At 62.6% G+C, this 26,854-nt stretch carries 27 protein-coding genes and 1 tRNA gene; 12 read left to right on the plus strand and 16 right to left on the minus strand.

All coding sequences use genetic code 11. From position 1 onward, the window contains the following. Positions 1 to 5: 5 nt before the first annotated feature. From paaI to paaG, 3 genes are read right to left on the minus strand one after another with little or no spacing between them, the layout of a single operon-like run. Positions 6 to 491, minus strand: a complete 486-nt coding sequence (paaI, locus tag ACYQ4Z_RS01420) for a hydroxyphenylacetyl-CoA thioesterase PaaI (protein WP_217125786.1) — start codon at positions 489 to 491, stop codon at positions 6 to 8. Between the two features lie 6 nt (positions 492 to 497). After that, entirely contained in the window at positions 498 to 2,066 is a 1,569-nt protein-coding gene (locus ACYQ4Z_RS01425; protein WP_459859806.1) for a 3-hydroxyacyl-CoA dehydrogenase, read from the minus strand. A gap of 24 nt (positions 2,067 to 2,090) precedes the next feature. Continuing rightward, positions 2,091 to 2,897 carry a 2-(1,2-epoxy-1,2-dihydrophenyl)acetyl-CoA isomerase PaaG gene (gene paaG, locus ACYQ4Z_RS01430; protein ID WP_219972245.1) on the minus strand — a complete coding sequence of 269 codons (807 nt, stop codon included), beginning with the start codon at positions 2,895 to 2,897 and terminating at the stop codon, positions 2,091 to 2,093. A gap of 165 nt (positions 2,898 to 3,062) precedes the next feature. On the opposite strand from paaG, the gene paaN reads away from it, so the two are divergent. The 4 genes from paaN to ACYQ4Z_RS01450 all read left to right on the plus strand — a co-directional run bounded on the left by paaN (position 3,063) and on the right by ACYQ4Z_RS01450 (position 6,876). Continuing rightward, the gene (paaN, locus tag ACYQ4Z_RS01435) at positions 3,063 to 4,739 is read left to right on the plus strand and encodes a phenylacetic acid degradation protein PaaN (RefSeq protein ID WP_459859807.1); all 1,677 of its coding nucleotides are present in this window, start codon (positions 3,063 to 3,065) and stop codon (positions 4,737 to 4,739) included. Positions 4,740 to 4,743: 4 nt separating this feature from the next. After that, the gene (gene paaY, locus ACYQ4Z_RS01440; RefSeq protein ID WP_219972243.1) at positions 4,744 to 5,352 is read left to right on the plus strand and encodes a phenylacetic acid degradation protein PaaY; all 609 of its coding nucleotides are present in this window, start codon (positions 4,744 to 4,746) and stop codon (positions 5,350 to 5,352) included. Between the two features lie 161 nt (positions 5,353 to 5,513). Further along, a complete protein-coding gene (locus ACYQ4Z_RS01445) occupies positions 5,514 to 5,996 on the plus strand; it encodes a c-type cytochrome (RefSeq protein ID WP_459859808.1) in 483 nt (160 codons plus the stop codon). Then, complete coding sequence (locus tag ACYQ4Z_RS01450; protein WP_459859809.1) at positions 5,953 to 6,876, plus strand: cobalamin-binding protein; 924 nt, start codon at positions 5,953 to 5,955, stop codon at positions 6,874 to 6,876. The genes ACYQ4Z_RS01445 and ACYQ4Z_RS01450 overlap by 44 nt, the downstream gene beginning before the upstream one ends. Positions 6,877 to 6,916: 40 nt before the next feature. On the opposite strand, the gene maiA is transcribed toward ACYQ4Z_RS01450, so the two are convergent. The 6 genes from maiA to ACYQ4Z_RS01480 all read right to left on the minus strand — a co-directional run bounded on the left by maiA (position 6,917) and on the right by ACYQ4Z_RS01480 (position 12,182). Continuing rightward, positions 6,917 to 7,576, minus strand: coding sequence for a maleylacetoacetate isomerase (gene maiA / locus ACYQ4Z_RS01455; protein ID WP_219972240.1), 660 nt, complete (start codon positions 7,574 to 7,576; stop codon positions 6,917 to 6,919). A 2-nt stretch (positions 7,577 to 7,578) separates the two neighbouring features. Further along, entirely contained in the window at positions 7,579 to 8,595 is a 1,017-nt protein-coding gene (locus tag ACYQ4Z_RS01460; protein WP_219972239.1) for a fumarylacetoacetate hydrolase family protein, read from the minus strand. Positions 8,596 to 8,610: 15 nt separating this feature from the next. After that, entirely contained in the window at positions 8,611 to 9,168 is a 558-nt protein-coding gene (locus tag ACYQ4Z_RS01465; protein ID WP_219972238.1) for a VOC family protein, read from the minus strand. 28 nt (positions 9,169 to 9,196) lie between these two features. Beyond that, complete coding sequence (locus ACYQ4Z_RS01470; protein ID WP_219972237.1) at positions 9,197 to 9,421, minus strand: DUF2783 domain-containing protein; 225 nt, start codon at positions 9,419 to 9,421, stop codon at positions 9,197 to 9,199. 30 nt (positions 9,422 to 9,451) lie between these two features. Further along, entirely contained in the window at positions 9,452 to 11,137 is a 1,686-nt protein-coding gene (locus tag ACYQ4Z_RS01475; RefSeq protein ID WP_219972235.1) for an FAD-dependent oxidoreductase, read from the minus strand. Positions 11,138 to 11,213: 76 nt separating this feature from the next. Further along, entirely contained in the window at positions 11,214 to 12,182 is a 969-nt protein-coding gene (locus ACYQ4Z_RS01480; RefSeq protein ID WP_219972234.1) for an MBL fold metallo-hydrolase, read from the minus strand. A 109-nt stretch (positions 12,183 to 12,291) separates the two neighbouring features. On the opposite strand from ACYQ4Z_RS01480, the gene ACYQ4Z_RS01485 reads away from it, so the two are divergent. Then, a complete protein-coding gene (locus tag ACYQ4Z_RS01485) occupies positions 12,292 to 13,173 on the plus strand; it encodes an IclR family transcriptional regulator (protein WP_233467999.1) in 882 nt (293 codons plus the stop codon). Between the two features lie 33 nt (positions 13,174 to 13,206). Next, positions 13,207 to 14,388 (plus strand): acetyl-CoA C-acyltransferase family protein, encoded by a 1,182-nt coding sequence (locus ACYQ4Z_RS01490; protein ID WP_119334567.1) that lies wholly within the window; start codon positions 13,207 to 13,209, stop codon positions 14,386 to 14,388. On the opposite strand, the gene rsgA is transcribed toward ACYQ4Z_RS01490, so the two are convergent. Further along, a complete protein-coding gene (rsgA, locus tag ACYQ4Z_RS01495; protein ID WP_219972232.1) occupies positions 14,363 to 15,280 on the minus strand; it encodes a ribosome small subunit-dependent GTPase A in 918 nt (305 codons plus the stop codon). The two genes, ACYQ4Z_RS01490 and rsgA, sit on opposite strands and share 26 nt — an antisense overlap. Continuing rightward, positions 15,277 to 15,618, minus strand: a complete 342-nt coding sequence (locus ACYQ4Z_RS01500; RefSeq protein WP_459859810.1) for a cytochrome c — start codon at positions 15,616 to 15,618, stop codon at positions 15,277 to 15,279. Before ACYQ4Z_RS01500 ends, rsgA begins: the two co-directional genes overlap by 4 nt. A gap of 71 nt (positions 15,619 to 15,689) precedes the next feature. Here ACYQ4Z_RS01500 and orn point away from each other — a divergent pair, with 71 nt between their 5' ends. Then, positions 15,690 to 16,253, plus strand: a complete 564-nt coding sequence (orn, locus tag ACYQ4Z_RS01505; protein WP_219972230.1) for an oligoribonuclease — start codon at positions 15,690 to 15,692, stop codon at positions 16,251 to 16,253. Here the strand turns inward: orn and pgi are convergent. The 3 genes from pgi to rpmE all read right to left on the minus strand — a co-directional run bounded on the left by pgi (position 16,217) and on the right by rpmE (position 19,921). Continuing rightward, positions 16,217 to 17,911 carry a glucose-6-phosphate isomerase gene (pgi, locus tag ACYQ4Z_RS01510; RefSeq protein ID WP_219972229.1) on the minus strand — a complete coding sequence of 565 codons (1,695 nt, stop codon included), beginning with the start codon at positions 17,909 to 17,911 and terminating at the stop codon, positions 16,217 to 16,219. The two genes, orn and pgi, sit on opposite strands and share 37 nt — an antisense overlap. Positions 17,912 to 17,929: 18 nt before the next feature. Next, the gene (locus ACYQ4Z_RS01515) at positions 17,930 to 19,642 is read right to left on the minus strand and encodes a hypothetical protein (RefSeq protein WP_219972228.1); all 1,713 of its coding nucleotides are present in this window, start codon (positions 19,640 to 19,642) and stop codon (positions 17,930 to 17,932) included. A 66-nt stretch (positions 19,643 to 19,708) separates the two neighbouring features. Further along, a complete protein-coding gene (gene rpmE, locus ACYQ4Z_RS01520; RefSeq protein ID WP_119334573.1) occupies positions 19,709 to 19,921 on the minus strand; it encodes a 50S ribosomal protein L31 in 213 nt (70 codons plus the stop codon). Between the two features lie 104 nt (positions 19,922 to 20,025). Between rpmE and trmB the strand changes: the two genes are divergently transcribed. Genes trmB through ACYQ4Z_RS01535 form a run of 3 tightly spaced genes read left to right on the plus strand, consistent with a single transcriptional unit; the run spans position 20,026 to position 21,556 of the window. After that, entirely contained in the window at positions 20,026 to 20,751 is a 726-nt protein-coding gene (gene trmB / locus ACYQ4Z_RS01525) for a tRNA (guanine(46)-N(7))-methyltransferase TrmB (RefSeq protein WP_459859811.1), read from the plus strand. Continuing rightward, complete coding sequence (locus ACYQ4Z_RS01530; protein WP_219972227.1) at positions 20,748 to 21,122, plus strand: YkgJ family cysteine cluster protein; 375 nt, start codon at positions 20,748 to 20,750, stop codon at positions 21,120 to 21,122. The genes trmB and ACYQ4Z_RS01530 overlap by 4 nt, the downstream gene beginning before the upstream one ends. After that, positions 21,119 to 21,556 (plus strand): YkgJ family cysteine cluster protein, encoded by a 438-nt coding sequence (locus ACYQ4Z_RS01535; RefSeq protein WP_219972226.1) that lies wholly within the window; start codon positions 21,119 to 21,121, stop codon positions 21,554 to 21,556. Before ACYQ4Z_RS01530 ends, ACYQ4Z_RS01535 begins: the two co-directional genes overlap by 4 nt. Here ACYQ4Z_RS01535 and ACYQ4Z_RS01540 read toward each other — a convergent pair. Next, a complete protein-coding gene (locus tag ACYQ4Z_RS01540) occupies positions 21,531 to 21,890 on the minus strand; it encodes a VanZ family protein (protein WP_119334576.1) in 360 nt (119 codons plus the stop codon). The genes ACYQ4Z_RS01535 and ACYQ4Z_RS01540 overlap by 26 nt on opposite strands. Positions 21,891 to 21,893: 3 nt before the next feature. Then, a complete protein-coding gene (gene acnA / locus ACYQ4Z_RS01545) occupies positions 21,894 to 24,656 on the minus strand; it encodes an aconitate hydratase AcnA (RefSeq protein ID WP_119334577.1) in 2,763 nt (920 codons plus the stop codon). Positions 24,657 to 24,798: 142 nt separating this feature from the next. Here acnA and ACYQ4Z_RS01550 point away from each other — a divergent pair. Continuing rightward, positions 24,799 to 24,875: transfer RNA gene (locus tag ACYQ4Z_RS01550), tRNA-Val, on the plus strand. A 51-nt stretch (positions 24,876 to 24,926) separates the two neighbouring features. Continuing rightward, a complete protein-coding gene (gene thrS / locus ACYQ4Z_RS01555; RefSeq protein WP_459859813.1) occupies positions 24,927 to 26,846 on the plus strand; it encodes a threonine--tRNA ligase in 1,920 nt (639 codons plus the stop codon). Positions 26,847 to 26,854 lie beyond the last annotated feature (8 nt).

The following is a 26,854-nucleotide window of genomic DNA, read 5'->3' on the forward strand; positions in this document are numbered from 1 at the left end:
CCTCCTCATGGGTGTGGTTTCGATTCGACGGGACAGATCGGGTGACCTTTGCGGCGGTACGATTTGCCGCGCATCACCGCGATCAGTTTGCCGTGCTGATTGGTGACCGTGACATCATAAACGCCGGTACGTCCCGCTTCGCCAACGACGCGACATTCGGCGGTGAGCTGATCGCCTTCGTGCGCGGGCGCCAAGAATTCGGTGGCGATGCCTGCCGCAACGGTCATTTCGTTGCCGCTGTTGCAGGCGTAAGCAAACGCGGTGTCGGCCAGCGTGGTGAGGATGCCGCCATGCAGGATCGCAAAACCGTTCAACATCTCGCGGCGCACGGTCATCGTCATGCGCGCGTAGTTGGGGGCGATCGCCTCGAGTGTGATGCCCAGGTGCTGGGCGCAATAGTCGCGCGCGTACATCGCTTCCCCGACCGCATTGGCGACGGTTTGTGGGTCGGGCGCGGACGGGGTCGAGCTGTGAGGCGTGTTCGTGTTCATCGTGGCTCATCCCAAGTGGCGCGGAGCACGGTTGAGGGCCGCCTCTGCTGCGCGCAGCTGGAGGTAGGGGGAGACGCGGTAGCGCGCGTCCCCGGTGAACTGGTGGAGATGGCGCAGCAGTTGGGTGACTTGGATGACGCCCACTCGTTCCGCCCACGCCAGAGGCCCTTCGGGGTAGTTGGTGCCGTAGCGCATCGCCAGATCGATCTCTTCGGCACTGGCTACGCCTTGATGGACGGCGTCCGCTGCTTCGTTGGCGAGCATCGCCTGCGTGCGGGCAAAAACGAGCCCTGCGGTGTCGGCGATTACCGCGACCCGCAACCCGGCTGCTTGCAGGAGGGCGATCGCCTGCGCACGCGCCGCGTCCGGTGTGGTTTCGGCAAACGCCACCGCGATGCGGGTTGCGCTCTTCCAGTCGCGAACCCAATCGAGAACGGCGAGCGACGGGTTTTGTTCTGCCAGCGCGCGAAGCGTTGCAGGGCGACCGTCGGTCAGGACGATCCGCACGCCGTGGGTTTCGATGCAGGGTTCGGACGGGACGGTTGCCCGTTTGACCGCAACGCCGACGTTGTGTAACCGGGTAGCCATGGCGTCGAGCGCGGGATGGTCGCCGATGAGCGAAGCGTTCGGGTCGGCGAGCGGGTGCGGTTCGGCTTCTTGTGGTGCCGGGTTGTGCGCCCCTTCACGGTAGTCGTAAAAACCCCGCCCGCTTTTGCGGCCCAAGTGTCCCGCACGCACCAATTCCTCTTGGATGAGACTGGGTTGGAAACGGGGGTCGTAACCGTAGGCTTCCCAGACCGAGCGGGTTACCGCGGCATTGACGTCGTGGCCGATGAGGTCCATCAATTCGAACGGCCCCATACGGAAGTTGCCGGCGTCGCGCAGGATCGCGTCGATGGTGGCAGTGTCGCTCGCCTGCTCGAGGAGTAGCCGCAGCGCCTCGCCGTAGAAGGGGCGGGCGACGCGATTGACGATGAAGCCAGGTGTCGATTTCGCGCGCACCGCAATCTTGCCCCACGCGCGCGCGGTGGCTTGGACGGTTTCCGCAACCGCAGGGTCGGTTTGGAGGCCGCTCACCACTTCGACCAATTTCATGTGGGTGGCGGGGTTGAAGAAGTGCATCCCAACCACCCGTTCGGGGTGGGTGAGCGGTGCGGCGATCGCAGTGATCGAAAGCGACGACGTGTTGCTGGCCAGGATCGTGTGCGGCGCAACGAGCGCTTCGAGGTCGCGAAAAAGGGTCTGCTTGACCTCCAGGTTTTCGACGATCGCTTCGATTACCAGCGCAGCCAGCGGTGCCGTTTCGCGAAAGTCTTGGGTGTACGTCAGTCGCGCCTGCGTTGCTCCGGCTGCTTCAGCGGGGATCTTGCCTTTCGCGACGCCGCTGGCGAGGTCCCGCTCGATCGCCGCTTTCGCGGCGTCGAGTTGCGCGGCGTTGAGGTCGTAGAGGGTGACGGGATGGCCCGCCGTGGCGGCAACCTGGGCGATGCCGCGGCCCATCGCGCCTGCGCCGATGATCAGTAACAACGCGTTGGGCGGAAGGGCTTGGGACGGGGTTTCGGTGGCTTGGGTCATCGGGCAACTCCCTGCGCGGTGCGTTCAGCGACCAAGGTAACGGGGTGGGCGTTTTTCCAAGAAGGCGCGAACGCCCTCTTGATAGTCGTGCGTCTGCCCGCAGGCGCGCATCGCGTCGCGTTCGCGGTCGAGCTGCTGCGTCAGGGCGTATTCGAAACTGCTCCAGATGAGTTTTTTGGTTTGGGCGTAGCCGTACGTGGGGCCCGCGGCAAGCTGTTCGGCAACCGCTGTGACCGTGGGGATGAGCGCGTCGTCGTCCACGCATTGCCAGATCAGTCCCCACTGTTCGGCCGCTTCCGCCGAGAGGTTCTCACCCAGCAGCGCCAGCCCGAGCGCCCGCGCCGGACCCACCAGCCGCGGCAGCGTCCAGCTCCCGCCGGTATCGGGAACGAGACCGAGTTTCGCGAACGACTGAATGAAGCGCGCCGAGCGTGCCGCAAAGACCAGGTCACACGCCAGCGCCAGATTGGCCCCCGCTCCCGCAGCAACGCCATTGACCGCGGCGATCACGGGCAATTCGAGCTGGCGCAACGTGAGGATGAGCGGTTTGTAATTCTTTTCGATCGATTCACCCAGGTCGGGTGCGGCTTCGCCCGGCGCAACGGCGCGATCGTTGAGGTCTTGACCCGCGCAAAAGCCGCGCCCCGCACCCGTGAGTACCAGCGCGCGCACCGTACCGGTTTCCCGCTGTGTCGCAACGCGCGCCAGAGCTTCGCGCACTTCGGCGTGCATTTCGGTCGTGAAACTGTTGAGGCGCTCTGGGCGGTTGAGGGTTAGCCACGCCACGCCGTTTGCTTCACGATACAGAATCGTGCGCCAGGCCGTCTCCATCTGAGGTCTCCTCCGTCCTTTCGTGTGGGTTGTGCACTTGTTTGACCGACCGTTCGATAAATACTATACTTGACCTGCATCAAAGTCAACCGCTTTTTTCGATATTTTCTAACCGGTTTGTCTATGTTAAAGTTTGTTGCCACATATCCTGAAGGAGGAGATACCGTGTCTCAAGAATGGTTTACGCGCCATCAAGCGCTGCTCGAAGAGGCGGTGCGTGCGATTCACATGCGTGGCTATTGGACTCCGTTCCCCGAAATGCCCAGCCCGAAAATCTATGGGGAAAACGCGATGGCCGAAGGCAAAGCGGCAGCGCTTGCCTACCACGACCGCGAATTCCCTTTGCAGGATCAAGGTACGCCCGAGCGGTGGGTCGCAACCGAGCGGTCGCCTTACGGAGTGGAATTGACGCCGAAGTACCCGGTCTTTGCGGTCGAAACCCTGGTCCGCCAGGCAGAAAACGCGATGCCCGCGTGGCAGCGTCTCGGGCCCGAAGGGCGGGTGGGCGTGCTGCTCGAAGCGTTGGTCCGTTTGAACCGGCGCAGTATGGAGATGGCCCACGCAGTGATGTTCACCACCGGCCAAGGGTGGATGATGGCGTTCCAAGCGGGGGGGCCGCACGCGCAGGACCGTGGGCTCGAGGCGGTTGCGTATGCGTGGGACGAGATGAGCCGGATCCCCAAAGCGGCGGTCTGGGAAAAACCCCAGGGCAAAAATCCCCCGATCAAGATGGAGAAGCGCTATGAGATCGTCGGCCGCGGCGTCGGCGTGGTGATCGGTTGCGGAACCTTCCCCACGTGGAATACCTATCCGGGGCTCTTTGCGGCGTTGGCAACTGGCAACCCGGTGATCGTCAAACCCCACAGCAACGCAGTGTTGCCTGCGGCGATCACGGTACGGGTGCTGCGCGACGTATTGACCGAGGCCGGGTGCGACCCGAACGTGGTGCAATTGGCGGTGTTCGACGATCGCCAGGCTACCCAGCAGCTCGTCCAGCACCCGGCGGTGAAGTCGATCGATTTCACCGGCGGCTGCGCGTTCGGGCAATGGCTCATCGACAACTGCCGCCAGGCGCAGGTCTATGCAGAACTGGCCGGGGTCAATACCGTCGTGATCGAATCGACGGACGACTACGCTGGCCTGTTGAAAAACCTGGCGTTTACGCTGTCCCTCTATTCCGGTCAGATGTGCACCACGACGCAGGCGATTTTGGTTCCCGCGCAAGGGGTACAGACACCCGACGGCGTGAAGCCGTACGAGACCGTGGTTGCCGACCTGGCCGCGGCAATCGACGCGTTCTTGTCCGATCCGCGGGTGGCGTTCGCGGTGCTGGGGGCGGTGCAGTCCGACGAGACGATGGCGCGCATCGATGCGGCGAACCGGGGCGATTTCGGTGCCGTGGCACTGGCGAGCAAAGCGCTCACCCACCCCGAGTATCCCAATGCCCGCGTGCAAACGCCGGTGCTCATCACCTGTGACGAAAACGACGAAGCGGCCTATCTGGAGGAGCGTTTCGGGCCGATCGCGTTCGTCGTGCGTTGCGCCGACCGCGACGCGGCGCTGGCGCGCGCCGAGCGGATCGTACGCGAACACGGCGCATTGACGTTGGGGTGCTACTCGATCGATCCCGCGTACCAGGAGCGGATGGTCGATGCGAGCCTGCGTGCCGGTGTCGCGCTTTCGTTCAATTTGACCGACGGCGTCTACGTGAACCAGTCGGCAGCGTTTTCCGACTACCACGGTACCGGTCTCAACCCGGCGGCGAACGCCAGCTACTGTGACGCAGCGTTCGTCGCGCGCCGTTTCGCTGTCGTGCAGCGCCGTTGGCATGTGAAGGAGTAACGCTGTGCCCTTTTACGAGATCGATGGGCTCAAGCCCGTGGTCCATCCCACCGCGTTCGTCCATCCGGACGCGGTGGTGATCGGGGACGTGTTTATCGGCGAAGGGTGTTACGTGGCGCCGCTCGCGAGTTTGCGTGGTGATTTCGGCCGCATCATCCTCGAAGCCGGGAGTAACGTCCAGGATTGCTGCGTGCTGCACGGCTTTCCCGGCTGCGACACGGTGGTCGGGGTCAATGGCCACATCGGGCACGGCGCGATTCTGCACGGCTGCCGAATCGGTGAAGACGCCCTGGTGGGCATGAACGCGGTGGTGATGGACGAGGCCGAAATCGGTGCGGGGTCGATCGTCGCTGCGCACGCGTTCGTCAAAGCCGGGTTCGTCGCACCGCCCCGTTCGCTCGTCGTCGGGGCGCCAGCGAAGATCGTGCGCCAGGTCACCGATGAAGAATTGGCGTGGAAGCAGGAGGGGACGCGCACCTACCAAGATTTGACGCGCCGTTCCCTCGCGACGCTGCGCCCGTGTTCACCTCTGACCCAAGCCGAACCGGGGCGGAAGCGCTTCGAGATGCCGGGGGTGGTTCCGTTGGTGGCGAAGCGGCGGGAAGGGAGCTGAAGCGCGGGTTTGTACCACGCATGGGGGCACTATGGCGTGGGAGATGGTACGCCTCAGCCGTGTTGCGTTGGTCAGCATACGTGTGTCTGGTTAGGTGATCGGTTGGCGTACGCTATAATTTTTTCATGATGAACCGACAACCGCCTTCTCGTGTTTTGGGGATGTTTTGCGCTGCGGTCGCGGCGTTGCTCCTTTCCGCCTGTCAGCCAGAGCCGCAAGACACCAAACCGGGGCAACCCGTCGCGACGCGGCAGAAGCTGTTCAAAGCGATGCTGCGCGAATTCGAGCCGATGGGGGTGATGTTGCGCGAAGGGCCGTTCGACGCCGCGCGCTTCGAAGGCCATTTCCGTCGCTTCCTCGATTTGGCCGAAAAGCCCTGGCCCTATTTCCGCGAGGACACCTGCTACCCGCCCGCAAAGGTCAAACCGCAGACGTGTACCGATCTCGCCGGGATCGAACGCCGAAAAGAGGCTTTCCTGGGAGCGGTCGCTGGGCTCAACACCGCGGTGAAAAAGGAGTTGGGCACGCTCGCACCGCAAGGAAGCGCCAAAGCCGAAACACAGGCGCGTGCGGCACTCAAAGCGGCGTACGACCGCGTCTATGACACCTGCCAAGATTGCCACCGTGACTACCGCAAAAAGTGATCCCGCGCGAACCGATTCGGAACGTGCCGCATGGGCGCAGCGGATCGCGCATGACCCGTGGCCGCAGCGGATCGTCTGCTTGACCGAGGAGAGCGTCGAAACACTCTACCTTTTGGGCGAGGAGCGGCGTATCGTCGGGATTTCGGGTTTTACCGTGCGGCCGCCGCAAGCACGGAAGGAAAAGCCAAAGGTCTCGGCGTTCACGAGTGCCAAGATCGACGAAATCCTGAAGCTCGAACCCGATCTGGTGATCGGCTTTTCCGACATGCAAGCGGAGATCGCTGCGACCCTGATTCGCGCCGGGGTCGAGGTCTGGGTGAGCAACCACCGGTCGGTGGCGGGGATCCTCGCCTACATTCGGCGCTTGGGGGCGTGGGTTGGTGCGTCGGAACGAGCGGAGGCGCTCGTCGCGCAACTGACTGCGGGGTTGCACACTGTGGCCGAGGCCGCGAACCGCTTACCCGTGCGGCCCAAGGTCTATTTCGAAGAGTGGGACGAGCCGATGATCAGCGGCATCCTCTGGGTGCATGAGCTGATCGCATTGGCGGGTGGCGAGCCACTCTTTCCAGAGCGTGCGCAGGCGCCGTTGGCGCGTGACCGGATCATCGCCGACCCGGCGGAGGTGGTGCGTGCCGCGCCCGACCTGATCATCGGTTCGTGGTGTGGCAAGAAGTTTCGCCCGGAGCAGGTGGCGGCGCGCCCGGGGTGGGGCGCGATCCCCGCGGTGGCGCGCGGGCAGCTCGTCGAGATCAAATCGCCGCTCATCCTGCAACCGGGACCAGCGGCGCTCACCGATGGGCTGCAAGCGCTAGCGAAGGCGATTGAACGGGCGGCGCAGGCAGCTGCGCAATCTCGACCCGGTTGCGACCGGACCGTTTAGCGCGGTAGAGCGCTTGGTCAGCAACGCGAAGGATCTCTTATTATCGCGCGTCGGGCTGCGTCGCAGGTGCTGCTTTCTGAAACGCTGGGAGTTTCTGGCAAGCCGCTTCGATTGCGGTGAGTCGTGGATAGGGCGTGAGATCGCATTCGAACCGCCGCGCGTTGAAGAGTTGCGGCACGATGCAACAGTCGGCCAGCGTGGGAGAATCGCCCCAAGCAAAGGGGCCGCCCGGGTTTTCGGCTGCGGTGACCATCGCTTCGAGCGCTGCGAGCCCTTCGGCGATCCAGTGGCGATACCACGCCAATTTGTTCGCTTCGTCGACCCCAAGCGTTCCGGTGAGGTAGTTGAGAACCCGCAGGTTGTTGACTGGGTGGATTTCGCACGCGACGAGCTGTGCCAGCGCGCGAACCTGGGCGCGTGCGAACGGATCTGCGGGAAGCAGCGGAGGGGTGGGATGAATTTCGTCCAGGTATTCGATGATCGCGAGCGATTGGGTGAGCCGCTGCGTATGGCCATCCGCTGTGGTCACTTCCAGTACCGGGACAAGCCCCGCAGGGTGGCGCGCTTTGTGGGTTTCGCGTTTTTGTTCGCCCTGAAGGAGGTTCACCGGCACGATTTCGTAGGGAATCCCTTTGAGTTCGAGTGCGATGCGGACACGGTACGCGGCGGAGCTGCGAAAATAGCTGTAGAGGCGGTACATCGTCACCCCTCCGGCAGCGCTTCGACCCGGTTTTCGATTCGGCCAAAGATGTCGTTTCCGGCGTCGTCGGTCATCCAGATGGTGACGGTGTCGCCATCTTGCATGAAGGGGGTTTGCGGTTTACCGGTCTCGATGATTTCGAGCATGCGTACTTCGGCGATACAGCAGTAGCCGACGCCGCCATTTTCGACCTTCGAGCCGTAGAGGCCCCCTTGTTTGTTCGAGACGGTGCCGGAACCGATGATCGAACCGGCTTCGAGTTCGCGCGTCGTCGCCGCGTGGGCGATCAGGCGGCCAAAATCGAACTGCATGTCGACCCCGGCGTTGGGAAAACCGAAGGGCTTGCCGTTGAGGTTCACCCGCAGCGGCAGATGGACTTTGCCGTCCCGCCACGCGTCACCCAGTTCGTCCGGGGTCACCGCAACCGGTGAGAAGCTGCTTGCCGGTTTCGATTGGAAAAAGCCAAATCCTTTCGCGAGTTCGTTTGGGATCAGGTTCCGAAGACTGACGTCATTGACCAGCATCACCAGCGCGATGTGGTTGCGCGCGGCAACGGGGTCGATGCCCATCGGCACGTCGGTGGTGACGACGGTGACCTCCGCTTCGAAGTCGATGCCCCACGACACTTTGGCGCGGATGGGGTCGCACGGAGCGATGAAGCTGTCCGAGCCACCCTGGTACATCAGGGGGTCGTCGTAAAAAGCGGGGGGCATTTCGGCGCCGCGCGCTTTGCGCACCAATTCGACGTGGTTGAGGTACGCGGAACCGTCCGCCCATTGGTACGCTCGGGGTAGGGGTGAGGCGCAGGCACGCGGGTCGAACGGTTGGGCGTGGCGGGCAGCGCCTGCGTTGAGGGCCTCATAGACCGCGGCGAGTTGCGGGGCGACGTTCGCCCAGTCGTCCAACGCTTTTTGTAGGGTGGAAGCGATTTCGGGGACCGGTTGGCAGCGGGTCAGGTCGCGAGAAACGACGACCAGCGAGCCATCCCGGCCACTCGCTTTGAGGGTGGCCAACTTCATCGGCGGTTCTCTCCTTTATTGGCTTTCTGGGAACATCGTTATGTAACGGCCGTCGTGCATCCAACGGGCGTGTTGCGGTGCCCGCTTCGTCTGCCGCCACGCTTCGAGCATCTCCCATTTCACTTTGTCCAGTGCTTCGAGCATGCCGGGACGAAGGGTGTTTGCAGCGAGTTCGATGCGGTGTCCGTTGGGGTCGAAAAAGTAGATCGACTGGAAGAGCGCGTGGTCGGTGGGGCCGACCACTTCGATCCCTTCGGCTTCGAGTCGCGCTTTGGTTTCGAGAAGCACGTCCATCGATTCCACTTCGAACGCGATGTGCTGCGTCCACGCCGGGGTGTTGGGGTCGCGCCCCATCGGCGGACGGGTGGGGAGTTCGAAGAACGCCAGGATGTTGCCGTTCCCGGCGTCGAGAAAGATGTGCATGTAGGGGTCTGGCTCTTTGGTCGACGGGACCTCGTCTTCGGCGATCGACAAGATCAATTTCATCCCCAGGTGCTTTTCGTACCATTTGGCCGTCTCATAGGCGTCGTGGCACCGATACGCAACGTGGTGGATCTTTTTGATGAGGCTCATGATGGGTCTCCTCTTTGGTGGTGGGTGGTCACAGGTCGGCTTTTGCTGCGGTGATCGCTTCTTCGAGGATGCGCAGATCCCCGATGTGGTTTGCCAGGAGCAGTACCAGCCGCGCGTTGAGGAGCGCACTTTGCTCGTCGCTCAGGTCACGGTGCGCTTCGATCAACATCGCGTAGAAGTCGTCACCGGGGGAATAGTCGTAGAAAGTGTGTTTTTCCGGGTTGTGGAAGTTGGGTTGGGTGTTGAGTGACATGATCGGCTCCTTTCCGAACGGCGCTTGGGTTCAGTCCGCCCAACGGTCGCGATAGGTGGCACGGGCAAGCGCGGCGTCGATTGCGTCTGGGTCGAGCGTACGCCAGCGTGCCGCGACGTGTTGATCCGGGCGCAGCAGATAGACCGTGCCGGGGGTGAGGTCGTAGCGCTCACGAACGCGCCCTTTGCCGTCGTGCAGGGTTGCGATGTTGTCCGGCGCGGTGCCCTGAGTTGCGATCACGAGGGGTTCGATTGGCACCGGCGCAATCGCCCAGCGGGTGAGCGTTGCTGCAGTGGCGGGGTCGATCGTGCTGGCATCCTCGGTGTAATAGAGGAGTTGGAAGCGGTTGCCCATGTGGTTGAGTAGCCAACCCGGCGTGCCGGCCGGTGTGGTGACGGGCGCATCGTCCATCGGGGCGCCCGGCACCATGCGGCCGTTGAACGCGTCGCAGTCCGGCGTGTTGAGCGACGAGTCGACGTAGAAGCTGGGGACCGAGAGGCGGCCGGAGTTCACGAGTTTGCGCGCAAAGGGGTGGTGCCGCGCAAGCGTCAAAACGGCTTTACGCAGCGTTTTGCTCGCGTTGCCTTTTGGGGTGATGAAGTCGGTGCTGCGCGTCGAATTCATGATGTTTTCGTCCGCCGCGTAGCAGCGCTCTTCGCTGTAGGTATCCAGCAGCGTCGCCGGGGCTTTCCCTTCCAGCACCAGGTTGAGTTTCCAGATGAGGTTGTCGGTATCCTGGATTCCGGAGTTCGCGCCACGGGCACCAAACGGGGAGACCTGGTGCGCCGCGTCACCGACGAAGAGGACGCGCCCATGGTTGAAGCGGTTCATCCGGCGGCATTGGAAGGTGTAGACGCTCACCCATTCGAGTTCGAATTCGCGATCGTCCCCCAGCATCGCCTGGATGCGGGGGATGACCCGTTCCGGACGTTTTTCCAGTTCCGGGTCGGCGTCCCATCCGAGCTGAAAGTCGATCCGCCAGACGTTGTCGGCCTGTTTGTGCAGCAAGACCGATTGGCCCGGATGAAACGGTGGGTCGAACCAGAACCAGCGCTCAGCAGGGAAATCGGCCTTCATCACCACGTCGGCGATCAAAAACCGGTCCATGAAGATCTTGCCTTCGATGTCGAGGCCAAGCATGTGGCGGATGGGGCTCCTTGCGCCGTCGGCGACGATCAGCCAATCACAGGTGAGCGAATAGGCCCCTTCCGGCGTTTCGACCCGCAACGCGACTACTGTCTCACCCGGGGTGACCGCGATCACCTTGTTTTTCCAGCGCATCTCGAGCCCTGGGGTGGCGCGACACGCGTCGACCAGGTACTCTTCCAAGTAGTATTGCTGTAGGTTGACCATGCCGGGGCGGTGGTGGTCGGGTTCGGGGACGAGGTTGAACGAAAAGACTTCGTCGTTGCGGTAGAAGGTTCGACCGACGTTCCAGGATACCCCTTTTTGGACGACCCGTTCGCCTACGCCCAAGCGGTCGAGGATTTCGAGCGCCCGTTTGGCGTAGCAGACGCCGCGCGAACCGATCGAAACCGTGTCGTCGTCGTCGAGGAGCAACACGGGTTTCCCCTTTTGCGCCAGGTCGAGCGCGGCACACATCCCCACGGGCCCGGCACCGACGACGACCACCGGGACGTGGCGCGTCTGCTCGGGGTGGTCGAGTTCGGCAGGTCGGACGAAGGGATATTTCGGATATTGGTACGTTTTGAGCATACGAATTACCTCCTCTGGGTGGGTCAGGATATGCAGCGCGCGCGGAGGCGGTTGGGTCTTCTGCTCTCTGCGTTAGTTATGCTTCTTCTTGGAGGGCGTGCCACATCTCCTGGTCGCGTTCCGCGGTCCAGATGCGGGGATCGCGAATGCCGCTCGCTTCGTCGTACGCGCGCGTGACGTCGAACGGCAAGCAGTGTTCGTAGATGAAGACGTGACCGAATTTCGGGTCCATCCGTTCGCGGGCGATGCGCATCGCCCCTTTGAGGTCGAGCCCTTGCGCCACCGCCGCTTTCGCCGAATCGAACAGCGTGGTGACGAAATCGTGCGTATAGGCAAAGGCGTTGCGGATCGATTCCGGTGTGGTCAGCGCCGGTCCGCGCCCCGGAATCACTTTCTCCGCGCCCAGCGCTTCGAGTCGCGCGAGGGTCTCCGGCCAGTCGCTGAGGTAGGCGTCGCCGGTATAGCACGCCGCCTCGGCTTCGAGCAGGTCACCGGCAAAGAGCACTTTTTCTTGCGGGAGCCAGACCACCGTGTCGCCTTTGGTGTGGCCGCGTCCGGGGTGCCAAATGCGGACTTCGAGATCGCCCATCCACAGGGTGATCTCCTCTTTGAAGGTCAGCGTTGGCCAGGTGAGACCGGGAATGCTGTCGACCGCACGAAAGAGACGCGGAAAGCGGCCGATCTCCGATTTCATGTCGGCTTCCCCACGTTCGCAGATCAATTCGTAGGTGGGGTAGCTGGCGATGATCTGCTCGAGTCCTTCCCCTTTGTAGCCCGACGCGCCAAGGACCCGAACGGCGTGGTAGTGGGTGAGGGTGACGTATTTGATGGGCTTATTGGTCACTTCGCGCACCTTGCCGATCACCTGCTGCGCCATCACGGGGGTTGCGGTGGCGTCGATGATCATCACGGCGTCGTCACCGATCACCACGCCGGTGTTGGGGTCCCCTTCCGCAGTGAAGGCCCAGGCGTGTTCCGAGAGTTGCACGAACGAGACCGCTTTCTCTTCCAGATCGGCAACGGAGGCAAAGGCTTTTTGTGTCATGATTCGTTCCTTTCACGCATATGATGGCAAAGAGCTTAGCGCGCGATTCAACTATTGTCAATAGATTTGTTATTATCGAATTATCGCCGCAACGAACGTCGAGGTGACCATGTCAGGAGAACGGCGGGGCATTCAATCGGTTGAAGTGGGTGGGCAACTGCTGCGAGCGCTTGCCGATGCGGGCGTGCCGATGATGTTGAAAGAGCTGGCGGCCGCAGCAGGAATGACGCCGGCGAAAGCGCACCCCTATCTGGTCAGCTTTGGGAAGTTGGGGTTGGTCGAGCAAGACCCGTTGACCGGCCGCTACAAGTTGGGCGCGTTTGCGTTGCGCATGGGCCTAGCGGCGTTGCACGCGCTCAATCCGGTACGGGTCGCCAACGAAGTGGCGGCGCAGCTTGCCGACGAAGTGGGGCAAAACGTCGCGATCGCGGTGTGGGGGAACCTGGGAGCGACGGTCGTCGATGTCGAAGAGTGCCAACGCGCGATCCACGTCAATATGCGCCCCGGTACGGTGATGGGGCTCTTGACCACCGCAACGGGGCGGGTATTCGCTGCGTATTTGCCGCCACGACTCATCGAACCGCTGATCGAACGCGAGTTGCAGCGGCTCGCGGTGGGCAGTCAGCGTTTGCGCATTTCGCGCCGTTTCGTCGAGGAGCAGGTATCAGAGGTCCGGCGCCACGCGATGGCGCGGGTAGTCGGGCAGCCGATTCCCGGTATCAACGCCTTTTCCGCTCCGGTGTTCGACCACAACGGCCATTTGGCTTTGGCGCTCACGGTGCTGGGGCCGGAGGACAGTTTCGATCCGGATTGGGATGGACCGATGGCGCAAGCGGTGCGTCGTGCGGCGCAAACGGTCACCGAGCGCGTCGGGGGCGACCCAAAGAAGCTCGTGCCGGACACTGCAGAGAAGGATCCGGTTCCTGACGCGCTCGAGCCAACGCAGGGCGGCGCGCAGCCGTCGTCGACCGATCCGATCATTTCGTGGTAAATTGGCCCTATCTTTTGACCCAGGGAGGGAAAAATGGCACGTGAAGTCGTGGTTTTGAGTGCGGTACGTTCGGCGATTGGGACGTTCGGTGGGACGCTTTCGGTGATGGAGCCAGCCGACCTTGGCGGGATCGTGATGAAAGCGGCGATCGAACGCGCGCAGGTCGATCCGCAGACGATCGAGTACATCACGGTGGGCAACTGCATTCCCACCGAATCGCGCTACGCCTACACGCCGCGGGTTGCGTCGATTCAAGCGGGTTGTTCGATGAATTCGGTGGCGATGCAGGTGAACCGTTTGTGCGGTTCCGGGTTGCAAGCGATCGTTACCTCGGCGCAACAGATCTTGCTGGGTGACGTCGATCTGGCGATCGGCGGCGGGGTCGAAGTGATGTCGCGCGGCGCGTATCTGTTGCCAGCGCTGCGGAACGGCGCCCGGATGGGCGACACGCAAGCGATCGATGCGATGGTGGCAGTGCTCACCGACCCGTTCGGCGTGGGGCATATGGGTGTGACCGCAGAAAACCTTGCGGCGAAGTGGGGCATCACTCGCGAAGAGCAGGATGCGTTTGCGCTCGAATCGCAACGGCGCGCGGCCCGCGCGATCGCCGAAGGGCGCTTCAAGGATCAGATCGTCCCGGTGACGATCAAGAGCCGCAAAGGGGAGATCGTCTTCGATACCGACGAACATCCCAAACCGAACACGACGATGGAAAGCTTGGCGAAACTCAAGCCCGTGTTCAAGAAGGACGGGACGGTGACCGCTGGGAACGCCTCTGGGATCAACGACGCGGCGTCGTTCCTGGTGTTGGCCGATGCCAAACAGGCAGAGAAAGCGGGCGCCAAACCGCTTGCTCGGCTTGTCGCCTATGCGGTGGCCGGGGTGCCGAACGACGTGATGGGGGAGGGCCCCATTCCGGCGACCCAAGTGGCGCTGAAGAAGGCGGGATTGACGCTCGACGACATCGACGTGATCGAGTCGAACGAAGCGTTCGCGGTGCAGGCGCTGACCGTGCTCAAGCAGTGTGGCTTCGACCCTGAGAAGACCAACCCGAATGGCGGCGCGATCGCGTTGGGTCACCCGGTGGGGGCGACCGGCGCGATTCTCGCCACCAAACTCATCTATGAGCTCCATCGCATCCAGGGGCGCTATGGACTGGTGACGATGTGTATCGGTGGTGGGCAAGGGATTACCGCCATTTTCGAACGGCTCTGAGTTCCAACCGGATCGTTCGATAGTGCTGCCAACGCTCGGCAGCGATCGCTCCGTCGGCTACCGCCGCGGCGATCGCGCAGCCGGGCGTTTTTTCGTCGTGCGTGCAGTCGCGAAAGCGGCATTGCCCCAGGAAGGGCCGAAATTCCGGGAAATAGGTAGCGAGCGCCGTTTCCGCAACGTGCGCCAACCCAAAGCGCTGTAACCCTGGGCTGTCGATGATCCAGCCGTCGCGCAGCGGATAGAGGCGGGTAAAGGTGGTGGTGTGGCGACCGGAATTCAAAGCGCGGGAAATTGCCCCAGTTCGCGCCTGCGCTTCGGGCACCAGGGCGTTCACGATCGTCGATTTGCCCATGCCCGATTGCCCAACCAGCACCGAATGGCGTGCTGTCAAACGTTCGGCAAGGGGAGCGACCGATTCGTGCGCGGTCAAGGTAATCACCGGATAACCGGCCCGCGCGAACGGCATGAGTCGCGCCAGGGCGTCGTCGCGCTCCGGCAGGTCCCATTTGTTGAGTACGATGAGGGCGTCGATCCCTTGCGATTCGGCGGCCACCAGACAGCGGGTGAGCACTTCGGGAGAAAAGCGCGGTTGGGGTGCGGTCACGATCACTGTCAGATCGACGTTCGCGGCGATGAGCTTTTCCCGTACCGTATCGGCGCGATAAAGGAGCGTCGTGCGCGGCTCGAGTCCTTCGATCACGGCCTCGTCGGCAGCGATGCGGCGAAACGCGACGCGGTCGCCGCACGCGTAGTCGTTGCGTTTTCCTCGGGTCAGCGCGTGAATGAGTGGCGCGGTGAAATTGGGCGTTTCTTGGAGGCAAAAATGGCGGCCGTGCGCCGCCACGACGAGCCCCGATTCCAGCGGGGGCGTTGGATGCTTGGGCGGTGTCATTCAAGACCGAAACGGTAGAAACGTTGGTTGAGGTACCCGGCGATGTGGTATTCGTCCTCGGGAAAGAGATCAAGGCCCAGGTTGGTGGTACAGGCGGTCAGCATTTGGGTGAGCGCCTCTGGCCGATGCACGCGGCGATTGTCGCGCAGATAGGCGCCAGAGCCTTCGGCGCCGCCAAAACGCCGGGTGTGGCACGCGACGCACAGTTTCTCATGGTAAGCTTTTCCTTGTTCGAGATCGGCATCCGGGAAAGGGTTGGCGAACGCTGCGGGGGCGGTGGCGAAACTCCCCAGAACGCTCATGGCAATGGCGCACGCGGCAGCGAAACGGTTCTTCATGGGAACTCCTCTGGGTGGGCGATGATTTTATCTTAGCGTGTCGCCTGTAGGACAGCAAGAAAGGATACAGGATGGGTAAGCAAGAAACGGTGAGTCCCTATCTCATCTGGATCGACATGGAGATGACAGGGCTCGATCCCGACACAGACCGGATATTGGAAGTGGCGCTGGTGGCCACCGACAACGATTTGAACGTCGTGGGCGTTTTGGAGCCAATCGCGGTGCATCAGTCCGACGCGGTGTTGGCCGCGATGGATGCGTGGTGCCAGAAGACCCACGGCGCGTCGGGGTTGATCGAACGGGTGCGCGCTTCTACCGTCACCGAAGCAGAAGCCGAAGCGCAGCTCGTTGCGTTCATGGCGCAGTATGTTCAACCGCGACAAAGCCCGATGTGCGGCAACTCGATCTGCCAAGACCGCCGCTTTCTCTACCGCTACATGCCGAAAGCGGAGCACTATTTCCACTACCGCAACCTCGATGTCTCTACGATCAAAGAGTTGGCCAAACGGTGGGCGCCAGAAGTGCTCGAAGGGTACGAGAAAGAGAGTGCGCACACGGCGCTGGCCGACATCATGGAGTCGATCGAGGAGTTGCGTCGCTACCGTGCTGCTTTTTTCAGCCAGGCGAGGAGCTGAGCGGTCGAAGGATCGTGTGGCGCGTCGCACCGTGTTTCGATTTGGCGCGCCATCTGTTTGCCCAATTCGACGCCGAACTGATCGAACGGGTTGACGCCCCAAAGCCAACCGCGAACGAAGGTCGCGTGCTCATAGAGCGCGAGCAGCTGCCCGAGCGTCTCGGGTCTCTGGCGGGACGCCAGTAGAAAGGAGCTGGGGCGGTTACCCAAGATCGCCAGAAAGGGCGCAAGCGCACGCGCGTCAGCTTCAGAGTGCCCCTGAGCGCAGAGGTGCGCGAACGCTTCGGCTTCGCTGCGGCCGAGCAGCAGCGCTTCGGCTTGCGCAACCGCGTTGGCTGCCAGCGCCGCTTCGGCATCGGCTCGGGCACGGAGCAACGGATCGTCGTCTGCTGCAGCAGGTTCGGGTGCAAACGCGACGAACTCGATAGGAATGGGTTGCGTTCCCTGGTAGAACCACTGATGGAAAGCGTGCTGGCCCAGTGTGCCGGCCATTCCCCAGACGGCCATCGCGGTGGGATAGGGTGCGGTGGAACCGTCGAAACGCACCCGTTTGCCGTTGCTCTCCATTTCGAGTTGTTGGTACCAGGCTGGGAGCAGTTGCAGCCCGTGGGCGTAGGGGAGCATGGCCATCTGTTGCTGCGCCAGGTAGGTGGCGAGCCAGACGCTCAGGAGCCCGAGGAGCACCGGTACGTTCGCCTCGAGCGGTGCACTCTGAAAATGGCGGTCGATCTCGGCTGCGCCCGAGCGCAGCGCCGCAAAAGTTTCCCACCCGTACGCCAGCGCGATCGGTAACCCCACCGCCGACCAGAGTGAGTAGCGCCCGCCGACCCATTCGGGGAGCCAAAAAATCCGGTTGGAATCGAACCCGTGTGCTTCGGCCTTCTCGACCGCGTTCGTCACCGCGACGAAGTGGCCGTTGAGACGCGGATCGTCCGGCGTGACGCCGAAATGGCGCGCGAGCCACAATCGCGCCAGACGCGTGTTCGACAAGGTCTCCGCCGTGGAAAAGCTCTTCGAGGTGACGAGAAAGAGCGTACGCGCCGGATCGAGCTCCGCAGTGGTCGTTACGAAATCGCTCGGGTCGAGGTTCGCGACGAAGCGGACCGTGCCGTGGCGCGCGATGCCCCAATGGGCGAACGCCTCGCAGACGAGGCGCGGCCCAAGGTCGGAGCCACCGATGCCGATATTGACCACGGTGTCGAGGGGGGCGCCGCTGAACCCTTCGAGCGCACCACTACGGTACGTCGCAACGAAAGCAGCAAGGCGCGTTTCCTCGCTGACAAAACGGTCGCGCTGCGCGGCTGGGGGTTGCGCGCTTCCCCGGTACGCCATGTGCAATGCGGCGCGCCGTTCGGTGAGGTTCACAGGCTCCCCCGCAAAGAGTGCCGCGATCGCTTGGGGAAGCGCGGTGGCGTGTGTGAGGTCCAGTAATGCCTGCAAGACAGAGACGTCCCATGCCTGCTTACTGAGGTCGAGATGCCAGTCGCCGACGTGCCAGGTCAACGCCGAGACGCGCTGCCGGTCGTGTTGGAGTTGCTCGCGGATCGGAAATGCACGCCAGCGGGTCGCGTGTTCGCGCAACGTGCCGTGCGCCGCGGTCTGTTCTATGGGTTGCCAACCCAAAGCGAACGGTAATGCTTGCGCGCGTTGTGTCGCCATGGTGCGCTTCTCCTTCTTTTATTGATCACTCAGGGTGGCCAAGGGCGGGGCGCCGCGCGGTACCACCACCCACCATTCGGCGAGTTTACCGCGACCGCGCGTCGCATCCGCGAGCACCCACCGCCGCCATTCGGCCAACGCCTGCGGGGTGTGTTCCCGAACCCGCAAGCGAAGGGCGACCAACGGACAATCTGGTGCAACCGTTGCCGTGGGTGGAGCCGTGTATTGGAGTGCGGCGACGAGATCGGCGCCCATGCGCGGGCCGGGCGCCAGACAGCGGTGCGCGGCCACCACGGGGTTGTGCCATAGCGTGCGCACGGCTGGTACGAGATTGCGGGCGGCGTCGAGCCAGGGATAGAGAAGCGAAACGGTGAGCCACCAGAGGAGCACGACGCTCAACAGCCAATGCGCTGCGGCGCGCACGGCCTGGCGCGGGAGTCGCCAGACGAGTACGGCCCAAAGGAGCAGTCCGAATGCGGCGGTGGCCAGACGAATTGGCGCCGCGTCCAGAGCGAATTCGGGCGTGGCACGGGCGATGTGGCGCGCCAACCCAGGAGGCCAAGAGAAGAGCTGGGCGCTGAGCATCGCTGCAACCAGTACAACGAGCACGACGGTCATCGTGAGCGTGAACCACGCGAACGCGGCGGTGGTACTCGGTCCAAAGCGCAGCAGGCGCAACGTGGCCACGTACGCCAGCGGCGGAGACAAAATCAGCAACGTGCTTTCGCCCACCGGAAAGCAGGTGAGCGTCACCGCAATCATCCAGAGGAGCCAAAGGAAGACTGGACGAATTTTGGGGACGCGCCACAATTCGTAGCAGCGAATGGGCCAAAACGCTACCAGCCACAAGGGCCATAGCGTCCACCCGCCTCGGCTGAACAGTCCCTCAAATTCTGGGGTAGTGGAAAATGACTGCAGCGTGGTTCGTGCCCACGCCTGAACCGAAGGGTTCCAAAGGAAGATTCCAACGGTGGCGATTCCAGCAAGGAGTGCGGCACCCGTCCAGAAGCGAAACAGCGCCCCCAAGGGAGCGGAACGTGGCGCGGTGTGGCTCGGTGCTGCGTCGGGTGGAGCGAAAAGGAAAGTCCATGCCTCGCGCTGTTCGGTGGTGCCGCGCGAGTACGCCAGCGGCAGTGCGCCGAGCGCCAAGACGACACCAGGCAGTCCACTGCTCCAAAAAAGCAAGAGTGTGCCGACGGCCCAACCCGTCAAACGGTCGCGCCGTGGTGCGCATACGGTAGTAGCCCAAAGGAGCACAGCGACGGAGGCGCTCGCTGCGGCAACGCTCGTGTGGACGTGGGCGAAAACCAACCAACCCAAAGGCGAAAGTGCTGCGATCGCGGCGACGATTGCGCCGGATTTGCCTTGTAGCCGTTTCACGGCGTTCGCGAGTAATCCGGTCTGAAGTGCCAACCACAGCGGCGTGGCCAGACGGCTGCCGTCATGGAACGGCAAGCCAAGTGCTTGGGCGACACTGCCCAGTATCGCGGCGCTCCAGGCGTAGAGCGGACCCCAAGGGGTCAGATCAGGATGGGAAAGGGACGCTGGGACGATCTGCCCTTGGAATACCATCCATGTAGGGAGAAAATGGCGCAGATCTTCTCCGAGCCAAGGGGCATGGAATTGGCCCAAGAGCAGATAGACCGTGATCAGCAGGACGATGCCGGCGGTGCCGAAAAGGTGCCGCACCCAGAGCGCAGGTTCGCGATATGGGGGCGGGTCGAAAAACATGGGTGGAGAAAGCAACTGGGCAGCCGAAGCGGAGCTGCCCAGCGTGTGACGTGCAGAAAAAAACGGTTACCGTGCCATTTGCCCGTATTTCTGACGGAACCGTTCAACGCGCCCGGCGGTGTCGACGATCTTCTGTTTGCCGGTGTAGAACGGGTGGCAGTTCGAACAGACTTCGACGTGCAGCGTGGGTTTCCCGTATGTGGAACGGGTGACAAAGGTGTTGCCGCACGAGCAGGTGACGGTGACTTCGTGATAGTCAGGGTGGATACCTTCTTTCATGGGGTTACCTCGCAATAGGCCGACGGCGATTGTGGCCGCCGTTTGATGATGGAAAACCGGAATTATCACCAAAAAACGGAAAAAAAGCAATAAAATCGCGCCCCATGAGTTATGGCACATCACGTATTCCACAGAGCGCCCAACAGGGGGTTCATGAGCACCTGGTGGCGGTGGTCGATCGCCATCTCGCATCCCCGTTCCGAAAGCCCATTGCGCCCTACAACCAAGCGGCTTTCGAGCAGTTTTGCGCCCGTTGGGACGGGGCGCAACCGGTGATCCTCGATTCGGGGTGTGGGGTTGGGTGGTCGACGCTGCGCCTTGCGCAATCGCACCCGAAGGCGCTGGTGGTCGGCATCGACCAATCAGAGGTGCGCCTCATGCGCCGCAAACCGTTGCCACCCGCGCTCTGGCCAGAGAATCTCCTCTTTTTGCGTGCCGACGTGATCGACTTCTGGCGCTTGTTGGCGGCGCACGGCGTTCGCGTCGCGGCGCATTGGTGGCTCTATCCCAACCCGTGGCCCAAGATCGGTCATTTGAAACGTCGCTGGTATGCCCACCCTGTTTGGCCAACGGTGCTCACACTTGGCGGGCGCTTCGAATGCCGAACCAACTGGGCGATTTTCGCCGAAGAACTGGTCGTCGCGTTCGCGCGTAGCGGCATCGCGGCGCAGAAAAGCGTATGGGTGCCAGATGGTGAGCCGATGACCCCATTCGAGCGCAAATACCACGATTCGGGGCAAACGCTCTACCGGGTTACGGCCGATCTCACAAGGTGGTCGCCAGACCCCGTGCGTGGCCAACCCGGAGCAACGGAACCCCGGAACGCATGATGACGGCAAAGAAGTCATTGCCCGGGCGCAAACAAGCCGAGGGCCAGAATGCCTGTACGCGGTGTGGTGCGTGCTGCGCCGCGTTTCGTGTCGATTTTCACGTGAGCGAAGCGGCAACACTGAGCGAATGGATCGTGCCGGTGACGAAGCGGCTCGTCCGGATGCGCGGTACTGATGCGGCGCCACCGCGGTGCGCTGCGCTCATCGGCGAAATTGGCACCGCGGTGCGGTGTGCCGTGTACGAGCACCGTCCGTCGCCGTGTCGGGAATTCGCGCCGCTGGCGCCGCTTGGCATCGGCGACGAGGCGTGTGCCCGTGCGCGCCGCCGTCACGGATTACCCCCTTTGACGACGATGAGCAAGGAACCATGAGCACCCCGATTCTCGAATTTGCCACGGACGCCAACAATCCCTGCATGCACTGCGGTGTCTGTTGTACCCATTTTCGCATCTCTTTCTACTGGGCAGAGGCGGACGACGCGCCGAGCGGCTGGGTTCCCGCGTCGCTCACCGAACCGCTCAATCCGTGGCTGCGTTGCATGAAAGGGACGAACGGGAAAACGCGACGCTGCATTGCGCTTACCGGAACGGTCGGGCAAGCGGTGCGGTGTGCGATCTATTCCCAGCGCCCGTCGCCCTGTCGCGAATTTCCAGTCTATCTCGAAGACGGGCGTCCAAATCCCAAATGCAACGAATTGCGTGCCCAGGTGGGGTTGCCGCCGCTACCGGAATTGCCGATAGCGCCCGCAAACGACCCCGATGGCGCGCCAACCGAACCGCCTACGGAACCGCCTGCCGCAGCCTGACCGCCCAGGACATCGCCCACCACCCCAATGCGATGCCGATTGCGTCGGCGAGCCAGTCGGCCCACTCCGCTTGGCGCGTGGGGGTCAGCGCTTGTGCCGTTTCGATCGCGCCGCCGTACCCCAAAAGCGCCACTGCAAGCAGCCCCCGAGTGTCGGGGTACGCCGTCGCGCCCAGACACCAAAGTGCGGTGAAGACAAGCGCATGTTGGGCTTTATCTGAGAGCGAAAAGGCAAGCGGAGGGAGTTCGGCAAGCGGCAGGAGTGCCAGACCGAAAACCGCGATGAGCGCGCCCCAAAAAAGGGCGCGCCAGACCGGTAAACCGACGCGCGCCATCTATTAGACCTTTGCGAGGATTTGCCGCAGCACGTAGGGAAGAATCCCGCCGTGGCGATAGTACTCGACCTCGATCGCGGTGTCGATCCGCGAGCGTACCGGTACGCGGACCACCTCGCCGTTTGCGCGGGTGATCGTCAGAGTCAGCTGTTGCTGCGGCGAAATCGTCTCCATGCCTTCGATCGTGAAGGTTTCGTCGCCGGTAATCTCCAGTTTTTCCCAAGAGTCGTCACCGAGGAACTGTAGCGGCAAGACGCCCATTCCGACGAGGTTGGCACGATGGATCCGTTCGAAACTGCGCGCCACCACCGCGCGTACCCCAAGGAGCGCAGTTCCTTTGGCTGCCCAGTCGCGCGACGAGCCGGTGCCGTACTCTTCGCCCGCGAAAACCAGGGTAGGGATCCCTTGGCGCTGGTAATGCATCGCAGCGTCGTAAACGGGGACGATTTCACCGTTCAGGAGGGTGTACCCCCCTTCGACGCGGCTTCCGTCCGGGCGAGGCGGGATCATCAAGTTCTTGATGCGAACGTTGGCAAAGGTGCCACGGATCATCACCTCATGATGACCGCGCCGCGCGCCGTAGCTGTTGAACTCCGCTTTCGGGACGCCGTGCGCAAGGAGCCACTGCCCGGCCGGAGACGACTCGGGGATCGACCCAGCGGGTGAGATGTGGTCGGTCGTGACCGAATCGCCCAAGAGGAGCAGCGCCCGAGCGTTCGTGATCGGAGGCACCGGCGCCGGGGTGAGGGAGAAATTACTGAAGAACGGCGGTTCGGCAATGTAGGTCGATGGTGGCCAGTCGTAGACGTCGCCGCTCGCCGCTTCGACGGCGTTCCAGAGGTCGTGGTGCGCGGTGAAATCTTGGTAGAGGCGTTGGAAGACCTCGGGGTCGAGCGCGAAGGGAAGCGCTGCGTGGATCTCTTCGCTCGTCGGCCAGAGGTCGCGCAGAAAGACCGGTTGCCCGGCGCGATCCGTGCCAATCGGCTCGCTGGTGAGGTCGATGTCGACGCGCCCGGCAAGCGCAAACGCAACCACGAGGGGCGGTGAAGCCAGGAAGTTGGCCCGAATGTTGGGGTGGATGCGCGCTTCGAAATTGCGGTTGCCAGAGAGCACCGCAGCGACCACCAAGTTTTCTTTCTGGATCGCTTCGTTGAGTTCCGGGGCCAAGTCTCCTGCGTTCCCGATACAGGTGGTGCAACCGTAACCCACCACCGCGAACCCAAGTTGCGCAAGCGGCGCCAGAAGTCCCGCTTTCTCCAGGTATTCGGTGACGACACGCGATCCGGGCGCAAGCGACGTTTTGACCTTGGGCGACACGGTCAAGCCCCGTTCGACTGCTTTCTTCGCGACCAGGCCCGCAGCGATCAAAACGGCGGGGTTGCTGGTGTTGGTGCAGGAGGTGATCGCGGCGATCAGCACATCCCCGTGACCGACCGTGGTTTCAAGGGTTTTGTCGCTCGGGGCGTCGCCTTCGAGTCGTCCCGCATGCGCGAGCGGCAGCGTCACCGGAACCCGTTTGGCGCGCGCTTGCGCGTCGAGGCCATACCCGTTTTGCTCGCGGGGCGCCGCAAGGAGCGATTCGAACTGCGCTTTCATCGCCTTGAGCGCGATCCGGTCTTGCGGCCGTTTTGGACCGGCAAGCGACGGCTCGACCGTGCGCAAGTCGAGCTGGAGTGTGCGGGTATAGGCGATTTCGCCCGCACGTGGCATGCCGAAGAGCCCTTGCGCTTTGAAATATTCGGCGAACGCTTCGACCTCCTCGGCGGTGCGCCCGGTGCGCGCCAGGTATTCGACCGTCTTGTCGTCGACGGGGAAGTACCCCATCGTTGCGCCGTATTCGGGTGCCATATTGGCGATGGTCGCCCGGTCGGGAACCGAGAGCGTGGCTGCCCCATCGCCGAAAAATTCGACGAATTTGCCGACCACCTTTTCCCGGCGCAGCATCTCGGTGATCGTGAGCACCAAATCGGTTGCGGTGACCCCTTCGGGCAACTGCCCCGTGAGTTCGACACCGATCACGTCGGGGGTGAGGAAATAGACCGGTTGCCCGAGCATCGCCGCTTCCGCTTCGATGCCACCGACACCCCAACCCACGACGCCGACTCCGTTGATCATCGTCGTGTGGCTGTCGGTTCCCACCAGCGTATCGGGAAAGAGCGTGGGGGTGCCATCCGTGTCTTGACCCCGGCGCACGCCGCGGAACAGATACTCCAGATTGACCTGGTGGACGATCCCGATGCCGGGTGGGACAACGCCGAACGTGTCGAACGCTTGCATGCCCCACTTGATGAACTGGTAGCGCTCACGGTTGCGCGCGAATTCCAGCTCCATGTTTTTACGCAGCGCAGCGGGGCTACCGAAGGTATCGACTTGTACCGAATGGTCGACGACCAGGTCGACCGGCACGATCGGTTCGATCGCTTGGGGCGATTTCTGTAACCGAGCTGCGGCGCTGCGCATCGCGGCCAAATCGCACAGAAGCGGTACGCCGGTGAAATCTTGTAAGACGACCCGTGCGACGACGAATGGGATCTCGCTTGTGCGTTCGGCGTTGGGTTGCCAATTGGCGAGCGCCGTGACCTGTTCTGGGGTGACACGCATGCCGTCGCAATGGCGCACCAGTGCTTCCAGAACCACGCGGATCGAGACGGGCAGTTGGCTGATCGGGCCGATGCCCGCTTTTTCCAGTGCGGAAAGGTCGAAAATGCGAAACCGTTTGCCCGATGGCAAGGTGATCTCACGTCGTGCCAGTTGTTTGGGGTCCATTGTCTGCTCCTTCGCGTCACATAGTGGGATCCATTCCAATATAGCGCAAAAGCGGGTGAATCGCGAGTGCATCCGGCAATCGCACTTTTTGTTCAGAAGGTATTGCCTTGCGGCGCAGAACTTCGTATAATTCGCGCTCCACAGGCGCGTAGCTCAGTTGGTTAGAGCACCACCTTGACATGGTGGGGGTCGTTGGTTCGAGTCCAATCGCGCCTACCAGGATTCGATGAAATGCGGCCCATGGGCCGCATTTTTTGTTTGGGGGGTACGATGGTTGCAGTGACTTTGCCGGATGGCTCGGTGAAAGCGTTCGAAGGGGTTGTCACCCCGCTTCAAGTCGCAGAGGCGATCGGTCCGGGTTTGGCAAAAGCCGCGGTGGCCGCGAAGGTCAATGGCCGTTTGGTCGATCTGACCTATCCGATCACCGAAGATGCCAACGTCGCGATCGTCACCGAGCGCGACCCGGAAGGGCTGGAGGTAATCCGCCATTCGACCGCGCACCTATTGGCGCACGCCGTGAAGGAGCTCTACCCGGAAGCGCAGGTGACCATCGGCCCCGTGATCGAGAACGGGTTCTATTACGACTTTGCCTTTCCGCGCCCATTTACGCCCGAGGATCTGGAACGCATCGAGGAGCGGATGAAGGCGCTCGCGGCGCAACAGATCCCAGTCGTGCGCGAAGAGTGGGATCGAGACGAGGCGATTCGCTTTTTCCGTGATCAAGGCGAATACTACAAGGCGGAAATCATCGCGTCGATCCCGGAAGGGGAGACCATCTCCCTCTACCGGCAAGGCAATTTCATCGATTTGTGTCGCGGGCCGCACGTTCCGGATACCGGAAAACTCAAAGCGTTCAAATTGACCAAGGTAGCTGGGGCATATTGGCGTGGCGATGCACGCAACGAACAGTTGCAGCGCATCTACGGAACGGCGTGGCCCGACAAAAAAGCGCTCAATGCGTACCTCAAACAATTGGAAGAGGCAGAAAAGCGCGATCATCGCCGCTTGGGGGTTCAGCTCGACCTCTTCCATTTCGAGGACGTGGCGCCCGGCTCGGTCTTCTGGCATCCGAAAGGGTGGCGCATCTTCCAGAAGCTCATCAGCTATATGCGCGAGCGGCAGCTCGAAGCGGGCTATATCGAGATCAACACGCCGGACGTGATGGACCGTTCGCTGTGGGAACGTTCCGGCCATTGGCAGAACTACCACGATCACATGTTCGTGACCCAAACCGAGGATGAGCGGGTCTTCGCGCTGAAGCCGATGAACTGTCCCGGCGCGTGCACCTGGTACAAGCATGGGTTGCACAGCTATCGGGATTTGCCGCTTCGCGTCGCCGAGTTCGGCAAGGTGCATCGGTACGAACCTTCGGGGGCGTTGCACGGCCTATTGCGGGTGCGCCACTTTACTCAGGACGACGCGCATATCTTCTGTACGCCGGAGCAGATGACGGCCGAATGCGCCGAAGTTGTGCGGTTGATTCTCGATATCTATCGCGAATTCGGGTTCGATCAGGTCCGCATCAAGCTCTCGACACGCCCGGAAAACCGGATCGGCAGCGATGCGGTCTGGGATCAACTCGAAGCGGCGCTTGCCGACGCGGTAACCGGGCTCGGACTGGAATACGAGCTCTTCCCAGGAGAAGGGGCGTTCTACGGACCCAAGCTCGAGTTTGTCCTGCGCGATGCGATCGGTCGGGACTGGCAGTGCGGAACCCTGCAGGTCGATATGAACCTGCCGGAGCGCTTCGATATCGAGTACGTCGCCGAAGACAATTCGCGTCGCCGTCCGGTGATGCTGCACCGGGCGCTCTTTGGTTCGCTCGAGCGCTTCCTGGGAATTCTCATCGAACACTACGCCGGGGCGTTGCCGCTCTGGCTCGCCCCCGTGCAAGCGGTGGTGTTGCCGATCAGCGAACGGCATGCCGACTACGCCGTCTCGGTGCAGAAGCAGCTGCGTGCCGCAGGGCTTTGGTGCGAAACCGATTTGCGCAATGAAAAGATTACCTATAAAATTCGCGAGCACAGTCTGCAAAAGGTCCCTTACCTGTTGGTAGTGGGGGACCAAGAAGCAGCCAGTGGCCAGGTTGCGGTGCGGGCCCGCGGCGGTGTCGACCTCGGAGCGATGCCGGTGGCGGCGTTCCTAGCGCGCGCCCAGGAACGGATAGCCAGTCGCAGCACCGAATGTTGAGGTTTTCA

This window comes from Hydrogenophilus hirschii (genome assembly GCF_054656675.1).